Source organism: Cupriavidus sp. P-10, assembly GCF_003402535.2.
GTDB lineage: Bacteria > Pseudomonadota > Gammaproteobacteria > Burkholderiales > Burkholderiaceae > Cupriavidus.
In genome coordinates this window covers 131,318-146,844 of sequence record NZ_AP025171.1, presented here as the reverse complement: position 1 = coordinate 146,844, position 15,527 = coordinate 131,318, and the positions used below count along the sequence as shown (strand labels likewise).

General features: G+C 65.6%; 14 protein-coding genes. 5 read left to right on the top strand and 9 right to left on the bottom strand.

The features are described from left to right. Positions 1-21 precede the first annotated feature (21 nt). Positions 22-978 carry a DUF1177 domain-containing protein gene (locus CTP10_RS17790; protein ID WP_116323632.1) on the top strand — a complete coding sequence of 319 codons (957 nt, stop codon included), beginning with the start codon at positions 22-24 and terminating at the stop codon, positions 976-978. Positions 979-988: 10 nt separating this feature from the next. Here CTP10_RS17790 and CTP10_RS17785 read toward each other — a convergent pair whose 3' ends face one another. Beyond that, complete coding sequence (locus tag CTP10_RS17785; protein ID WP_116323633.1) at positions 989-1,969, bottom strand: DedA family protein/thiosulfate sulfurtransferase GlpE; 981 nt, start codon at positions 1,967-1,969, stop codon at positions 989-991. Positions 1,970-2,322: 353 nt separating this feature from the next. Between CTP10_RS17785 and kdgD the strand changes: the two genes are divergently transcribed. Further along, the gene (gene kdgD / locus CTP10_RS17780; protein ID WP_116323634.1) at positions 2,323-3,237 is read left to right on the top strand and encodes a 5-dehydro-4-deoxyglucarate dehydratase; all 915 of its coding nucleotides are present in this window, start codon (positions 2,323-2,325) and stop codon (positions 3,235-3,237) included. A 103-nt stretch (positions 3,238-3,340) separates the two neighbouring features. Continuing rightward, entirely contained in the window at positions 3,341-4,867 is a 1,527-nt protein-coding gene (locus tag CTP10_RS17775; protein ID WP_116323635.1) for an aldehyde dehydrogenase (NADP(+)), read from the top strand. Between the two features lie 152 nt (positions 4,868-5,019). On the opposite strand, the gene CTP10_RS17770 is transcribed toward CTP10_RS17775, so the two are convergent. The 3 genes from CTP10_RS17770 to gudD form a co-directional block, all read right to left on the bottom strand. Continuing rightward, positions 5,020-6,021 carry a Bug family tripartite tricarboxylate transporter substrate binding protein gene (locus tag CTP10_RS17770; RefSeq protein ID WP_116323636.1) on the bottom strand — a complete coding sequence of 334 codons (1,002 nt, stop codon included), beginning with the start codon at positions 6,019-6,021 and terminating at the stop codon, positions 5,020-5,022. Between the two features lie 105 nt (positions 6,022-6,126). Then, a complete protein-coding gene (locus CTP10_RS17765; protein ID WP_116323637.1) occupies positions 6,127-7,143 on the bottom strand; it encodes a Bug family tripartite tricarboxylate transporter substrate binding protein in 1,017 nt (338 codons plus the stop codon). A 95-nt stretch (positions 7,144-7,238) separates the two neighbouring features. Continuing rightward, positions 7,239-8,612 carry a glucarate dehydratase gene (gene gudD / locus CTP10_RS17760; protein ID WP_116323638.1) on the bottom strand — a complete coding sequence of 458 codons (1,374 nt, stop codon included), beginning with the start codon at positions 8,610-8,612 and terminating at the stop codon, positions 7,239-7,241. 112 nt (positions 8,613-8,724) lie between these two features. Between gudD and CTP10_RS17755 the strand changes: the two genes are divergently transcribed. Beyond that, the gene (locus CTP10_RS17755) at positions 8,725-9,522 is read left to right on the top strand and encodes a FadR/GntR family transcriptional regulator (protein ID WP_116323639.1); all 798 of its coding nucleotides are present in this window, start codon (positions 8,725-8,727) and stop codon (positions 9,520-9,522) included. 75 nt (positions 9,523-9,597) lie between these two features. On the opposite strand, the gene CTP10_RS17750 is transcribed toward CTP10_RS17755, so the two are convergent. Beyond that, positions 9,598-10,227, bottom strand: a complete 630-nt coding sequence (locus tag CTP10_RS17750) for a response regulator transcription factor (RefSeq protein ID WP_116323640.1) — start codon at positions 10,225-10,227, stop codon at positions 9,598-9,600. Positions 10,228-10,487: 260 nt separating this feature from the next. On the opposite strand from CTP10_RS17750, the gene fusA reads away from it, so the two are divergent. After that, entirely contained in the window at positions 10,488-12,596 is a 2,109-nt protein-coding gene (gene fusA, locus CTP10_RS17745; protein WP_116323641.1) for an elongation factor G, read from the top strand. A gap of 260 nt (positions 12,597-12,856) precedes the next feature. Here the strand turns inward: fusA and CTP10_RS17740 are convergent, their stop codons facing one another. The 4 genes from CTP10_RS17740 to ltrA form a co-directional block, all read right to left on the bottom strand. Further along, positions 12,857-13,147, bottom strand: a complete 291-nt coding sequence (locus tag CTP10_RS17740; protein WP_116323642.1) for a PAAR domain-containing protein — start codon at positions 13,145-13,147, stop codon at positions 12,857-12,859. A gap of 16 nt (positions 13,148-13,163) precedes the next feature. Beyond that, positions 13,164-13,361: a hypothetical protein gene (locus CTP10_RS17735; RefSeq protein ID WP_116323643.1), complete on the bottom strand. Its 198-nt coding sequence runs from the start codon at positions 13,359-13,361 to the stop codon at positions 13,164-13,166. 206 nt (positions 13,362-13,567) lie between these two features. Next, the gene (locus tag CTP10_RS17730) at positions 13,568-14,083 is read right to left on the bottom strand and encodes a hypothetical protein (RefSeq protein ID WP_147316330.1); all 516 of its coding nucleotides are present in this window, start codon (positions 14,081-14,083) and stop codon (positions 13,568-13,570) included. 115 nt (positions 14,084-14,198) lie between these two features. Next, complete coding sequence (gene ltrA / locus CTP10_RS17725) at positions 14,199-15,446, bottom strand: group II intron reverse transcriptase/maturase (protein WP_116323644.1); 1,248 nt, start codon at positions 15,444-15,446, stop codon at positions 14,199-14,201. Positions 15,447-15,527: the final 81 nt, after the last annotated feature.

Genomic DNA, 15,527 nt, shown 5'->3' with positions numbered 1-15,527 from the left:
GCACATCATCTGGAGAAAGCCATGGCCCTGCAGCAGACGCTGGTCATTCACGAAGCCCTGGACAGCCCGCACGCCAACGGTGCGGTCGTCAGCGAACTGTTCGCGCCCTATGCCGGCGCCGGCGTGACCGTGCAAGTCACCACCGTGAACAACGCCCCACCCGAAAACACGGCCAATACCACCGACTTCATCACCATCGTGATCCCCGGCAGCGCCGGCAAGCGCGGCGGCGGCAAGGCGCCGACGCTGGGCGTGATCGGCCGCAACGGCGCCATCGGCGCGCGCCCGGCACTGGTGGGCCTGGTCTCCGACGCCGACGGCCCGATCGGCTGCCTGGCGGTGGCGCTGAAGCTGGCGCAGATGAAGGCGCGCGGCGACCACCTCGACGGCGACGTGATCGTGACCACGCACCTGTCGACCGATGTCTCGATGGTGCCGCACGACCCGGTGCCGTTCATGGGCATGCCGGTGTCCTCCGACACCATGAACGACTACCAGGTGCTGCCGGAAATGGACGCGATCCTGTCGATCGATGCGTCCAAGGGCAACAGCATCATCAAGCACCGCGGCTTTGCCATCTCGCCGACGGCGATGCAGGGCTACATCCTGCGCGTGGCGCCGGACCTGGTGGCAACGATGGAATCGACCACGGGCTGCCCGGCGGTGACCTTCCCGATCTCGCTGCAGGACATCACGCCGTACCACAACGGCCTGTACCACTTCAACAGCATCATGCAGCCGCACGTGGCCACGGCGGCCCCGGTGGTGGGTGTGGCCGTGACCGCGCAGTCGGTGGTGTCGGGCAGCGCCACCTCGGCCAACCACGAGATCGACATCGCCGAGGCGGTGCGCTTCTGCGTGGAGGTGGCCAAGCGCTTCGGCGTCGGCAAGTGCCAGTTCTTCAATGCCGCCGAGTGGGAAAAGATCCGCGCGATCTATCCGGACCTGTCGGTATTCCAGACCGCGGGCAAGCGCTGAGCCTTGCGGGTCAGCGTGCCGTCACCTTGCCCGGATCGGGATGCGTGACGGCAGGCGGTACGGTCTCGCCATGCCGCCGCTTCCATTCGTCGAAGCCGCCGGCCAGCGCCCAGGTCCTGGGATAGCCGGCAACACGCAGGCGTTCGGCCAGCAGCGCCGCGGACATCTCGTTCGGGCAGGCGCAATAGACCACGATGTCGGCCTCGGCGGGCGGCACGCCCAGCGCGTCGAGGCTGTCGAGCGCGCCCTGCATGTCGAGCACCATCGAACCGGGGATGCGTTCCATCGGCATGTCGCCATGGGCGCGCACGTCGATCACGACGGGCAGCGTGCCGGCCACGCGGCGCGATTCCAGTTCATCCACGCTCATGCGCGGCACGCGCTTCGTGATGCGCAGCAGCCGGAAGCGGCGCCACGAGCGCCACGCCAGGAACACCAGGAACGCCGCCACCACCGTCACCACGGCCATATGTCCGTAGGTGCTGAAACCCTCCAGGATGGCATCGATAAAGTCGCTGAACACCACGCCGATCAGCAGGCCGCTGCCGGCCCACACCAGCGCACCGATCGCGTCGTAGAACAGGAACACCGGCAGCGGCGTGCCGGTCATGCCCGCCATCGCGGTGGACAGCGCGCCGGCACCGGGCAGCAGTTTCGCGAACACCAGCGAGCGGGGCCCCACGCGCAGGTACAGCGACTGGGTCTGGCGGATGCAGGAATCGGGCGAGATCGATACCTTGCAGATGGTGCGCAGCATCGGCTGCCCCAGCCGGCGGCCGGCGAAGTACCAGCCGGTATCGGCGATCAGGCAGGCAACGATCACCGCGGCAAGCACCGCGCCGATCGACGGGCCGGTTTCCTGCATGCCGAGCGCGCCGGCGACGAACAGCATCGGGTACGCCGGCACCGGCAGGCCCGCCTGTTCCACCAGCACGTTCAGGAACACCAGCATCAGCCCGTGGTTTTCCAGCAAGGCTTGTAACTCTCCCACCGTATTTCCCCCCTTGGTTCAGGTGCCAGTGTGCCAGCCAGGGGCAACTGGTGCACGGGCGTCTTTGCATGGGAGCATCAAAACTACTGATTGCCCGTCACTTACGTTGTCCTACAACCTTGCGACCACCGTTAAAGCCGCGTGAAGTGACGCTTGTACCTCCTGCATTGACCTCCGATGTGGACGGGCCGGGCGTGCGCGGTACATTTCTCCCGGTAAACCCGGGGGCACCCTCCCGCCCTATTGCCTTTGCCTGATCGTTGTCGTACGATGACTGATAACTCGGATGACCCGCCAATCGGCAGGTCACCGCCGTCACCACCCTGGGCCGCCGGCCCGATCAGGATTTCGCAATGCTCGCACCCAACGAACTCAAGCAGATCGTCTCCGATGGCCTGCTGTCCTTTCCCATCACCGACTTCGACGCCAAGGGCGACTTCAACGCCAAGTCCTACGCTGATCGCCTGGAATGGCTGGCCCCGTATGGCGCCACCGCGCTGTTCGCCGCCGGCGGCACCGGCGAGTTCTTCTCGCTGACCCCGGCCGACTACACCGCCGTGGTCGACACCGCGGTCAAGACCTGCGCCGGCAAGGTGCCCATCCTGGCCGGCGCCGGTGGCCCGACCCGCACCGCCATCGCCTATGCGCAGGAAGCCCAGCGCCTGGGCGCCGCCGGCGTGCTGCTGCTGCCGCACTACCTGACCGAAGCCAGCCAGGACGGCATCGCCGCCCACGTGGAAGAAGTCTGCAAGGCGGTCGACATCGGCGTGATCGTCTACAACCGCGCCAACTCCAAGCTGAATGCCGACCAGCTGACCCGCCTGGCCGACCGTTGCCCCAACCTGATCGGCTTCAAGGACGGCGTGGGCGACATCGAGGCCATGGTCAGCATCCGCCGCAAGCTGGGCGACCGCTTCTCGTACCTGGGCGGCCTGCCCACGGCCGAGGTCTACGCCGCCGCCTACAAGGCGCTGGGCGTGCCGGTGTACTCGTCGGCGGTATTCAACTTCATCCCGAAGACCGCGATGGACTTCTACCGCGCCATCGCCGCGGACGACCAGGAGACCGTGGGCCGCCTGATCGACAACTTCTTCCTGCCGTACCTGGCCATCCGCAACCGCAAGGCCGGCTACGCCGTGAGCATCGTCAAGGCCGGCGCCCGCATCGTCGGCCGCGACGGCGGCCCGGTGCGCGCACCGCTGACCGACCTGACCGGCGAAGAAATGGAAATGCTGGGCACGCTGATCAACAAGCTCGGCCCGCAGTAATCCGTCCTGCCATTGCACAGCGACAGGCCGGCCGCGGGGCACTTTGCCCTCCGGCCGGCTTGTCCTCTTCTGCCACACCCAAACGCTGACAAGGAATCCATCCATGCACATCACCGGCGACATGCTGATCGGCGCGCAAGCCGTGCGCGGCGCGCAATCGACGCTGCAGGCGATCAACCCCTCCACGGGTGAAGTCCTGGGCCCCGACTTCCACGGCGGCGGCCAGGCCGATGTAGAGCGCGCCTGCGCGCTGGCCGAAGCGGCCTTCGACACCTATCGCAATACCTCGTCCGAGCAGCGCGCGGCCTTCCTGGAAGCGATCGCCGCCGGCATCGAGGCGCTGGGCGACACGCTGATCGAGCGCGCGCACCAGGAAAGCGGCCTGCCGATCGCGCGCCTGCAGGGCGAGCGCGGCCGCACCGCCGGCCAGCTGCGCCTGTTCGCGACCGTGCTGCGCGAAGGCCGCTGGCAAGACGCCACCTTCGACGCCGCATTGCCCGAGCGCACCCCGCCGCGCCCCGACCTGCGCATGCAGCGCATCGCAGTCGGCCCGGTGGCGGTATTTGGCGCGAGCAACTTCCCGCTGGCCTTCTCGGTCGCGGGCGGCGACACCGCTTCCGCACTGGCCGCCGGCTGCCCGGTGGTGGTCAAGGCGCATTCGGCGCACCTGGGCACGTCCGAACTGGTTGGCCGCGTGATCCAGAAGGCCGTGCAGGACGCCGGCCTGCCGGAAGGCGTGTTCTCGCTGCTGGTCGGCGCGGGCAATGTCGTCGGCACGGCGCTGGTGTCGCATCCCGCGATCCAGGCGGTTGGCTTCACCGGTTCGCGTTCGGGCGGCATGGCACTGATGCAGGCGGCCAACGCGCGCCCGCAGCCGATTCCCGTGTACGCCGAGATGAGCAGCATCAACCCGGTGTTCCTGCTGCCCGCCGCGCTGCAGGCGCGCGGCGCCGAGATCGGCCGCCACCTGGTGGATTCGCTGGTGCTGGGCGTGGGTCAGTTCTGTACCAACCCCGGCCTGGTGATCGGCATCGAAGGCCCGGCGCTGGACCAGTTCCGCACCGCGGCACTCGACGCGCTGGGCGGCAAGCCGGCGGCCACCATGCTCACGCCGGGCATCCATGCCGCCTATGAAAAGGGCGTGGCGCAGCTGTCGTCGCTGGATGGCCTGCAGCGCATCGGCGACGGCGTGGCCGCCACGGGTGTCAACCAGGCCCGTCCGGTGATCTTCGAGACCACCGCCGCGCAGTTCCTGGCCGACCACCGCATGCAGGCCGAAGTGTTCGGCCCGTCGACCGTGCTGGTGGTATGCCGCGACCTGGAAGAGATGCTGGCGCTGGCCAACCAGCTCGAAGGCCAGCTCACCGCCACCATGCAGCTCGATGACGCCGACCTCGACGCCGCGCGCCGCCTGCTGCCGGTGCTGGAGCGCAAGGCCGGGCGCGTGCTGTGCAACGGCTATCCGACCGGCGTGGAAGTGGCGTATGCCATGGTGCATGGCGGGCCGTTCCCGGCGACGTCGGATGTGCGCTCGACCTCGGTCGGCGCCACGGCGATCGATCGCTTCCTGCGTCCGGTCTGCTACCAGAACCTGCCGCAAGGGTTGCTGCCGGCGGCGCTGCAGGGATAAGCGCTACGCTTGCCGTGACGAGCCCCGCCTTGTGCGGGGCTTTTTGTTGTAAGGAGCCACCGCAAAAAGAAAAACGGCCCGCGTTCGTCACGCGGGCCGCCTGTCGTTCAGAGCGTTGAAGCGCCCTGCCCGGGCGCGCGAAACCTTACCGATCAAGCGTCCAGCTTGATCCCCGCCTGCTTCACCACGCCCGCCCAGCGCGCCTGCTCGGCAACGAAGAACTTGCCGGTTTCCGCCGGCGTCATCGTCACCACCTCGGCGCCCTGCTGGACCAGTTGCGAACGCAGCTCCGGCGCGCGGATGATCTTGATCAGCTCGGCGTTCAGCCGCGTCACCAGCGCATCCGGCATGCTGGCCGGCGCCATCACGCCCTGCCAAGTGCCCGACTCAAAGTTGGGCACGCCCTGCTCGGCAATGGTCGGCACGTTCTGCAGCAGCGGCATGCGCGTGCGCTTGGACTGGGCGATCAGCTTGAGCTTGCCCGACTGCACATGCGGCAGCGTGGCCAGCATGCCGTTCATCAGCACCTGCGCGCTGCCGCCAACGGTATCGGCAATCGCCTGCGAACCGCCCTTGTACGGCACGTACTGCCACTTGGCGCCGGTGGCCTGTTCCACCGCCACGCCGGCCAGGTGCGGCGCGCTGCCGATCGCGGTCACGGCAAAGTTCAGCTGGCTGCGCTTGGACAGCTCGACCAGTTCCTTCAGGTTGCTGACCTGCACCGACGGATGCACCACCAGCAGGTGCGGTGAATAGGCCAGCATCGTCACCGGCTTGAGATCCTTGGCGATATTGAAGCTGAGCTTGGTATAGACCGACGGGCTGATCGCCAGCGCGCCGATATCGCACAGCATCAGCGTGTGGTTGTCGGTTGCCTGCGCAACCATGGCCGCGCCCACGTTGCCGTTGGCGCCCGGCTTGTTGTCGACCACCACGGACTGGCCCAGGGCCTCGCCCAGCTGCTTGCTGATCAGGCGCGCGATGATGTCGGACGAGCCGCCGGCGGTGTACGGCACCACCAGGCGGATCGGGCGCGTCGGCCAGGCGGGCTGCGCGGCGTGCGCGCCGGTGGCCAGGCCGGCCAGCGGGCCGGCGGCGATGCCCGCGGCCAGCGCGGAAGTCTGCTTGAGGAAGATGCGGCGTCCCTGGGTCATGTTGTGTCTCCGTTGGCGTTTGCAGAGGCGCCGACGCGGCACGGTGGTCGTGCGGCCGCCGGCGCGGTCAATGTGTTGGTGAGTTCAGCTGGATGCCGCTTGCGCTCAGTCGAGCACGATGCGGCCCTTCTCGATCACGGTCTTCCAGCGCTGCAGTTCCTGCGCTTCAAACTGGCTGAACTGCTCGGGCGTGTTCGCCACTACCTCGAAGCCGTTCTCCGACAGCTTCTGGCGCATCTTGGGATCGTTCAGCGCGCCGACCAGCGCGCCATGCAGGCGCGTCTTCACGTCGGCGGGCAGCCCGCGCGGCGCGGCCACGCCTTGCCACGAATAGACCTCGACCTCCCTGACGCCGGCTTCCGCCATGGTCGGCACGTTGGGCAACACGGTCGAGCGCTTGTCCGCCGTCACCGCGAGCGCCTTGAGCTTGCCGGTGCGGATGTGCTGCAGCACCGCGTTGATGTTCTGGAACGACACGTCCACCTGCCCGGCGAGCAGGTCGGAGATCGCAGGCGCGCCTCCCTTGTACGGCACGTGCAGGCCGTCGGTGCCGGTCTTCTGCCAGAACAGCGCCGCGGTCAGGTGGTCGGACGAACCCGCGCCGGACGAGGCAAAGCTGACCTTGCCCGGATTCTTCTTCATGTGCGCCACCAGTTCCTGCACGTTCTTCGCCGGGAACTGCGGATTGACCACCAGCACGTTGGGCGCGCGCACCGCCACCGTCAGCAGGTCGAAGTCCTTGACCGGGTCGTAGCCCAGGTTCTTCTGCAGGAACGGGTTGACGGCAAAGACGCCGATCGACGCCACCAGCATGGTGTAGCCGTCCGCCGGCGCGCGCTTGACGAAGGTCGCGCCGATGGCGCCGGTCGCGCCGGGCTTGTTGTCGACCACGAACGGCTGGCCCAGCTTTTCATTGAGCGGCGCCGTCAGCATGCGCGCGATGGTGTCGGTGGAGCCGCCCGCGGGGAACGGCACCACCACCGAAACCGGGCGTTGCGGCCAGTCCTGCGCGGCCCGGGCGTGGCCGGCAGCCAGCACCGCGACGGTCAGCACCGAGCCGACAGCAACGGCGCGCAGCCAGTCTTGCAGGCGCAGCGCGCCCGTGCGTTGAAAGGGATACATCGTTGTCTCCTGCTTTATCTTCTGGGTACCGGCGCGCAGGCGTTGCGGCGGCGCGCCGGGAGATCGGACCGATCGGACCGGACTGCCGTGCCGGCTCAGCGCACCATGCAGGGCGCCTTGTTGTTGAATTTCCAGCCGGGGATCAGGAACTGCATGGCGATGGCGTCGTCACGCGCACCCAGGCCCTTGCTCTGGTACAGCGCATGCGCGCGGCCCAGCGCATCCATGTCGAGTTCCACGCCCAGGCCCGGCGTCTTGGGCACCTGTACCAGGCCGTTCTCGATCTTCAGCGGCGACTTGGTCAGGTTCTCGCCGTCCTGCCAGATCCAGTGCGTGTCGATGGCGGTAACGCGGCCCGGCGCGGCGGCGGCCACGTGGGTGAACATCGCCAGCGAGATATCGAAGTGGTTGTTCGAGTGCGAGCCCCAGGTCAGCCCCCATTCGGCACACATCTGCGCCACGCGCACCGAACCCTGCATGGTCCAGAAGTGCGGGTCAGCCAGCGGGATGTCGACGGACTGCAGGCGCACCGCATGGCCCATCTGGCGCCAGTCGGTGGCGATCATGTTGGTTGCGGTGGGCAGGCCGGTGGCGGTGCGGAACTCGGCCATGATCTCGCGCCCCGAATATCCGTCCTCGGCGCCGCACGGATCCTCGGCATAGGCCAGGATGCCGTGCTTGTCGCGGCACAGGCGGATCGCATCGGCCAGCAGCCAGCCGCCGTTCGGATCCAGCGTCACCCGAGCCTTGGGGAAACGCTCGTGCAACGCAATGATCGCTTCCATCTCTTCGTCGCCGCGCAGCACCCCGCCCTTGAGCTTGAAATCGTTGAAGCCGTAGCGCTCATAGGCGGCCTCGGCCAGGCGCACGATCGCCTCGGGCGTCATCGCCACCTCATTGCGCAGGCGGAACCAGGCGTTGTCGGCATCGGGTTCGGTGCGGTAGTCCAGCGTGGTGCGCTGGCGGTCGCCAATATAGAACAGGTAGCCCAGCATCTCGACGGCGTCGCGCTGCTGGCCTTCTCCCAGCAGTGCCGCCACCGGCACCTGCAGGTGTTGGCCGAGCAGGTCGAGCAGCGCGGCTTCCAGCGCGGTGACGGCGTGGATGGTGATGCGCAGGTCGAAGGTCTGCAGGCCCCGGCCACCGGCGTCGCGGCTGGCAAAGGTGGCGCGCACGCGGTTCAGGATGGCCTGGAACTGGCCGATGGGCTGGCCGACCAGCAGCGGGCGGGCGTCTTCCAGGGTCTGGCGGATGCCTTCGCCGCCCGGCACTTCGCCCACGCCGGTGTGGCCGGCGCTGTCGCGCAGGATCACGATATTGCGCGTGAAGTACGGGCCATGTGCGCCCGACAGGTTCATCAGCATGCTGTCGTGCCCGGCCACGGGCACCACGGTGAGTTCGGTCACCACGGGGGTCTGGCCGGCACCGGCGTGCGTGGCGGGGGCGGCGGAAGTGGCGGGATGGGTCATTCTGGTCAGGTCTCCGGCATTGCTATGTTATCGGTCATCGTATGACTGATAACCCAGTATAATGAGGCCATCTCGAACCGGTCAAGTCCGGGAAACCCCGCCCGTATCCGCCATGCCTACCGCACGCAACTCTGCCCTGCCCGATCCGTCTCTTGCTGCCGCCGGCGCGCCCGGCGCCGCCCCGGCCGTGCCGTTGCGCCGCCGCGGCCGCACCCTGGCCGAAGAAGTGGTGCAGGCGCTCTCTGAAGAGATCCACCAGGGCCAGCTAAAGCCCGGCGACAAGCTGCCGACCGAATCGGAAATCATGGCGACGCAGGGCGTAAGCCGCACCGTGGTGCGCGAAGCTTTGTCGCGGCTGCAGGCCAGCGGCCTGGTCGAAACCCGCCACGGCATCGGCACCTTCGTGCTGGCGCGCGCGACGGAAGCGCCCTCGCCGTTCCGCATCGGGCCGGACACGCTGGGAACCGCGATCGATGTGATGGCGATGCTGGAATTCCGCGTCAGCCTGGAGGCCGAGGCTGCCGGACTGGCCGCCGCCCGCCGCAGCGACGCCCAGCTAGCCGCGATGCGCCAGGCGCTGGACGATCTCAAGCGCAATACCGGGGCCGGCAACGACGCGGTGGACAGCGATTTTGCCTTCCACCTCGCCATCGCCCGGGCCACCGGCAACCGCTACTTCACCGACATCATGGGCCACCTGGGCACCATGCTGATCCCGCGCAGCCGGCTGCAGGTCAACACGCCGGAGCGCGAGCAGTACCTGGAGCGGGTCCAGTTCGAGCATGAGAACATCTACGACGCGATCGAGCGCCGCGACCCGGACGCGGCCAAGGCGGCGATGCGCATGCACCTGACCAACAGCCGCGAGCGGCTGCGCAAGGCCTCGGGCTCCGGCGGCGCGCAGGCCTGACGCCCGGACGCCCCGCGGGGCGTATCCTACCGCCGCAAGTCATACGATGTCCGAACAACTGGCCGCGGCCGGCGCCTACAAGGCGAGTCGGCAGCGGCGCGCGAAGTCGACCAGTTCCACCAGGGACGACACCTGCAGCTTGGCCATGATGCGCGCCTTGTAGCTGCTGACGGTCTTGTTGCTGATAAACAGGCTGGCGCTGATGGCCTTGTACGACATCCCGCGCGCCAGCATCTGCAGCACCACCAGTTCCTTGTCGGAAAGCCGGCGCAGCATCTCGTCGTCGGCGGACATGGCGTGGCGCGAGCCGCCATCCCGGCCCATCGCCGGAAACACCGTGTAGCCGGCCAGCACCGATTCGACCGCGCGCAGGATTTCCTTCAGGTCCTGCGTCTTGCTGACGAACCCCTGCGCGCCGACCTGCCACGAGCGGCTGACGAACACCGCCGGATCCAGCGCCGTCACCACCAGCAAACGCACCTGCGGATGGATCGCCCGCAGCCGCGGCGCCACGTCGAGTCCGCTCGAGCGCGGGATGTCCAGGTCGAGCAGCACGAGGTCGGGCATGCGTGCGCGCGCCAGCTCGAGCGCGCATTGCCCGTTGTCAGCTTCGATCACTTCATCAACGCCGAGCAGCTGCAGCAGGTGGGTCTTGAGAACCAGCCGCATCGCCGGGTGGTCGTCAACGATCAGGATGGTGGTCATGCTTCGGTTCGCGTGGATGGTAATGTCGGAGGCATCGGCTGGCGCGATGCAGGCCCAGTATATGGAGGCCCGGCAGCGCGCAGGATGGGAGGATTCCGCAAGCTATTACGGCTCGCCCCTAGGCTCGCCTCAGACGCAGCGCACCGGGTTGCATGCCCGGCCCGCGCACCGCATGCCGGCGTTCCCCTGCACGCGGCAGGGACAACGGCAAAGGTCCAGTGGTGCTACTCTATTCCGGTGGTGTCACCCAGGAGAACACTGTGCCTCGCAAGACCCCCATCGAGCGCTACCGCAACATCGGCATCAGCGCGCATATCGACGCCGGCAAGACCACGACGACCGAACGCATCCTGTTCTACACGGGCGTCAACCACAAGCTGGGCGAGGTGCACGATGGCGCTGCCACCATGGACTGGATGGAGCAGGAGCAGGAGCGCGGCATCACCATCACGTCGGCTGCCACCACCGCCTTCTGGAAAGGCATGGCCGGCAACTACCCCGAACACCGTATCAACATCATCGATACGCCGGGACACGTCGACTTCACCATCGAAGTCGAGCGCTCGATGCGCGTGCTCGACGGCGCCTGCATGGTCTATGACGCGGTCGGCGGCGTGCAGCCGCAATCCGAGACCGTCTGGCGCCAGGCCAACAAGTACGCGGTGCCGCGCATTGCCTTCGTCAACAAGATGGACCGCGTCGGCGCGGATTTCTTCCGCGTGCAGACGCAGATCGCCGACCGCCTCAAGGGACGCGCCGTGCCGATCCAGATCCCGCTCGGCGCCGAAGACCATTTCCTGGGCGTGATCGACCTGGTCAAGATGAAGGCCATCGTCTGGGACGATGCCAGCCAGGGCGTGCGCTTCGAGTACCAGGAAATTCCCACCGAGCTGTTGCCCACCGCGCAGGCGTGGCGCGACAAGATGGTGGAAGCCGCTGCCGAAGCCGATGAAAGCCTGCTCGAACACTATCTTTCCGGCGAGGCGCTGACCGAAGAGCAGATCAAGCGCGGCCTGCGCAAGCGCACCATCGCCAACGAGATCGTGCCGATGCTGTGCGGCAGCGCCTTCAAGAACAAGGGCGTGCAGAGCATGCTCGATGCGGTCATCGACTACCTGCCCTCGCCCGCCGACGTGCCGGCCATCCTCGGCCACACCGAGGACGACCGCGAGGCCGAGCGCCATCCGAGCGACGACGAGCCGTTCTCGGCGCTGGCGTTCAAGATCATGACCGACCCCTTCGTCGGCCAGCTGATCTTTTTCCGCGTGTATTCGGGCGTGGTCAAGTCCGGCGATACGGTCTACAACCCGCTCAAGTCCAAGCGCGAGCGCCTCGGCCGCATCCTGCAGATGCATGCCAACGTGCGCCAGGAAATCAAGGAAGTGCGCGCGGGCGACATCGCCGCGGCAGTCGGCCTGAAGGAAGCGACCACCGGCGATACGCTGTGCGATCCGGACAAGGTCATCATCCTGGAGCGCATGAGTTTCCCCGAGCCGGTGATCTCGCAGGCAGTGGAGCCCAAGACCAAGGCCGACCAGGAAAAGATGGGCATTGCGCTGAACCGCCTGGCGCAGGAGGACCCGTCATTCCGCGTGACCACCGACGAGGAATCCGGCCAGACCATCATCTCCGGCATGGGCGAGTTGCACCTGGAAATCCTGGTCGACCGCATGCGCCGCGAGTTCAACGTGGAGGCGTCGGTCGGCAAGCCGCAGGTGGCTTACCGCGAGACCATCCGCCAGTCGGTCAAGGACGTGGAAGGCAAGTTCATCAAGCAGTCCGGCGGCCGCGGCCAGTACGGCCACGTGGTGCTGAACCTCGAGCCGATGCCGCATGGCGGCGGCTATGAATTCGTCGATGCGATCAAGGGCGGCGTGGTGCCGCGCGAGTTTATCCCCGCGGTGGACAAGGGCATCCGCGAGACCTTGCAGGCCGGCGTGCTGGCCGGCTATCCGGTGGTCGACATCAAGGCCACGCTGGTGTTCGGCTCGTACCACGACGTGGACTCGAACGAGAACGCCTTCCGCATGGCGGGCTCGATGGCTTTCAAGGAAGGCATGCGCCGGGCCCGGCCCGCGCTGCTGGAGCCGATGATGGCGGTCGAGGTGGAAACGCCGGAGGAATTCACCGGGAACGTGATGGGCGACCTGTCATCGCGCCGCGGCATGGTGCACGGCATGGAAGACATCGCCGGTGGCGGCGGCAAGATCGTGCGCGCCGAAGTGCCGCTGGCGACGATGTTCGGCTATTCGACCACGCTGCGCTCGCTGACACAGGGGCGCGCGACGTTCACCATGGAGTTCAAGCACTATGCCGAAGCGCCGGCCAACGTGGCTGAAGCGGTGATATCGGCAAAGCGGCTGGGATAGCGGTGGTTCTCTCCCCTGGCCGCCAGCCTGGAAGAGCCTTGAGCAGGTTCAACTGACGACCTTTTCTCTGCGCGTTGGCTTGCCCAGACGCAAGGCCGGTGGGATGTTCCAGGCCGAATGCAACCCGTCGAAGGAGATCTCCAATGCCAATAGCTTTACGCGACTGAGGCACTGCAAGCCTCGCTGTATTTTGGCAGCGGTCACTCGTGTACGCTCGGAGAGTATGCGATTCCGGCAATCGAGCCGCTTGCGGGAAGGGCCTACGCAATGCTCATAGACTCGCTCTGCGACGCAATCAGCAACGGCGTCGGATCGCACTTGCACAGGCACCAGTCATAGCTCAACGCCTGCTCGCGGCCATCCGGCCCTCGATTGGGCAGGCGTTCGCCCACGCAGGCAATCCTGCCCGTAGTCTTGCATTGCGGGCACCACACCGGATCGCCTTCATAGGCGACCGCCCGACCGTTCAGCATCTCGGTTCGTGAGGTCGCGCTGACCCTCCCGTTCGTTGTGGTCATGTCGCCGTCGCGGATGTCATGGCGTTGGTACATGCTTGACTCCTTGAAATCATGTCGTCCTGCCGTGGGGTTCCCCGCCTTCATCAGGCTGCGAAGGCATGGGTAAGAAATGCCATTGCCCGAACTCCGGGTCGAACATCGCGACCTGATTGCAGTCGGCAATTCCACCATGCGCGAACCTGACGGTTTCGACGGCGAATTTCTTAGCCCCAGACAGTCGCGCATCGGTCCAGCTCTGGACTTCCACATTCGTCTCCTGCCAGGCAAACAAGCCAGCCCCCTTCGCGCGGTTCGGAGAACTCCGCGAAGGTGACCGGGTGCTGCTCGCCTGCCCAGTTCGCGCGGCCATACCTGCCAAGCGAACCTCCTGGCGTTTGCCGCTGGTGTCCGTCACGCGCCGGCCAGCCGAGGTGGATATCGGCAATGAACCCGTTGCCACCAGCTTCGATGACTTTATCTATATTTCCAGGTCACCAATTGGCGGCGAACTGACTCAGCATTTTTGTATTTGTACGATATTCTCTTCCCTTCGCGAATACCATCAAATCCCGCACCGAATCTATTCCCAAGCAAAGTGTCCTCAACCAAACTTGGCGAACCTTTCGAATATTCCATTTTTTCGTCATACACAAATACCTGGAAAACACTTCCGCCTGTATTCAACACGGAATTATCGGATCTCCAAGCTACAATTACGAAAAGTTTTTTCGGGCTTTTCCCGCTCGTGAATACACTAACAATTCGCGGTAACGCGCCGCCTTCCGGCTCGTAAACAGCCACATTTATTCGCTCGCGGCCGAGCAGATGAAGCGCTACTTGATCACCGTCTGGTCCGGCGTACGCGTGATATTCAATGCAAGATTCATTTCCAAAGAAAATCACCTTGCAACATTTTAATTCGGCTGCTGCATTGGCAAATCCAGCAGCCGAAAGCAAACCAACTATAAAAAATTTTATGAAGGTTTTCATAAATCGCTCACGGTTCAATCGAAGGCGGAAAATATGCCAGAGTCGAGTGGCGCAAGGGAATCTCACCCTCACGCCCTCACAGAACCGGACGTGAACCTCTCGATTCATCCGGCTCCTATCGTCCAACCGTAGTCTCCACGGCCCAGTGCGCAAAGAGGCCCGGCTGCCGAGATTTGACGTCTCGTAGCCATGCCGCTGCACGCCGCTTACGACCGCGGAGAGGTTTGTATTTCCGTTGGGCCCAGCGGACCAGCGCGGCATCGACTGCAAGCAGCACCTGCGCCAGCGCAGACCGATAGAATCGACCGTAGTACTGAATCCAACCCCGCAAAGTCGGACGCGTTCGGTCCGCCAACTCAGTCAGACTCAGGTCATAGCGGTGCAACACACTACGGCGACGCATCTCCTGCCGCATCGCTTTCGCAGCCTTGTTGCTGACTGCAGGCACGAAGCCAACCGACAGCGTGCCGCCCTGACTTCTGACACTTCGCGGCCTGAACGTATAGCCCAGGAAGTCGAACTGACATAGCGGATAGCTTGCATGCCTGTTGGCCTGCTTGCAATACACGATTTTGGTCTTCTCTGGATGCAGATCCAGCTTGCATTCGGCCAGCCGCGTCTCTAGCCCCTGCTTGAGCAGCCGCGCCTGCGCTTCGCTCTTGCAATGACAGATGACATCATCGGCATAACGCGCGAATGGCACGTCCGGATGATGCTTCTGCATCCACCGGTCGAACGCATAGTGGAGGAACAGGTTAGCCAGCACCGGACTGACGACACCGCCTTGCGGCGTGCCCTTGTCCGGGTACTCCACGGCCCCGTCAGGCATTTGCACGGGTGCCTTGAGCCAGCGCTCGATATACAGCAGCACCCACGCGCAGTCCGTGTGACAGCGCACCGCGCGCATCATGAGTTCCCAATCGATACTACCGAAGAAATTCTTGATGTCGAGGTCAAGCACCCATTCGTACTCCCAGCATCGCTGCCGGGTGACGTTGAGCGCCTGATGCGCCGATCGTCCGGGACGATACCCGTATGAGTCACGGTGAAACACCGGTTCCACGAGCGGCTCCAGATATCGCTTGACCACCGTCTGAGCGATGCGATCGGAGATCGTGGGTATTCCCAACGGCCTCGTTCCCGCACCTCCCGCTTTGGGTATGTCAACCCGCAGCACCGGCGGCGGCATGTAGCTGCCGGAGGACATCCGATTCCAGATCCGATACAGATTGTTCTTCAAATCTGCCTCGAATGCCTTCATCGACTGTCCATCCACGCCCGCCGCCCCACGGTTGGCCTTCACCTGTTGATATGCTTCCCACACCTCACGTTTGGAAATACAAAACGGTTTTGCTTTATCCATGCGGGTCCTCCCCTTGCGGGTTGCCCGCAGTACAAAGCCAGACGATGACGCCCCTTCGGTCCAGCCCCATTACAGGACCTT

Bases quoted from the DNA above. Each gene is read 5' to 3' on its own strand.
- CTP10_RS17790 (WP_116323632.1), top strand. From the start codon at position 22: ATGGCCCTGCAGCAGACGCTGGTCATTCACGAAGCCCTGGACAGCCCG.
- kdgD (WP_116323634.1), top strand. From the start codon at position 2,323: ATGCTCGCACCCAACGAACTCAAGCAGATCGTCTCCGATGGCCTGCTG.
- CTP10_RS17775 (WP_116323635.1), top strand. From the start codon at position 3,341: ATGCACATCACCGGCGACATGCTGATCGGCGCGCAAGCCGTGCGCGGC.
- CTP10_RS17770 (WP_116323636.1), bottom strand. From the start codon at position 6,021: ATGACCCAGGGACGCCGCATCTTCCTCAAGCAGACTTCCGCGCTGGCC.
- CTP10_RS17765 (WP_116323637.1), bottom strand. From the start codon at position 7,143: ATGTATCCCTTTCAACGCACGGGCGCGCTGCGCCTGCAAGACTGGCTG.
- gudD (WP_116323638.1), bottom strand. From the start codon at position 8,612: ATGACCCATCCCGCCACTTCCGCCGCCCCCGCCACGCACGCCGGTGCC.
- CTP10_RS17755 (WP_116323639.1), top strand. From the start codon at position 8,725: ATGCCTACCGCACGCAACTCTGCCCTGCCCGATCCGTCTCTTGCTGCC.
- CTP10_RS17750 (WP_116323640.1), bottom strand. From the start codon at position 10,227: ATGACCACCATCCTGATCGTTGACGACCACCCGGCGATGCGGCTGGTT.
- CTP10_RS17740 (WP_116323642.1), bottom strand. From the start codon at position 13,147: ATGTACCAACGCCATGACATCCGCGACGGCGACATGACCACAACGAAC.
- CTP10_RS17730 (WP_147316330.1), bottom strand. From the start codon at position 14,083: ATGAAAACCTTCATAAAATTTTTTATAGTTGGTTTGCTTTCGGCTGCT.
- ltrA (WP_116323644.1), bottom strand. From the start codon at position 15,446: ATGGATAAAGCAAAACCGTTTTGTATTTCCAAACGTGAGGTGTGGGAA.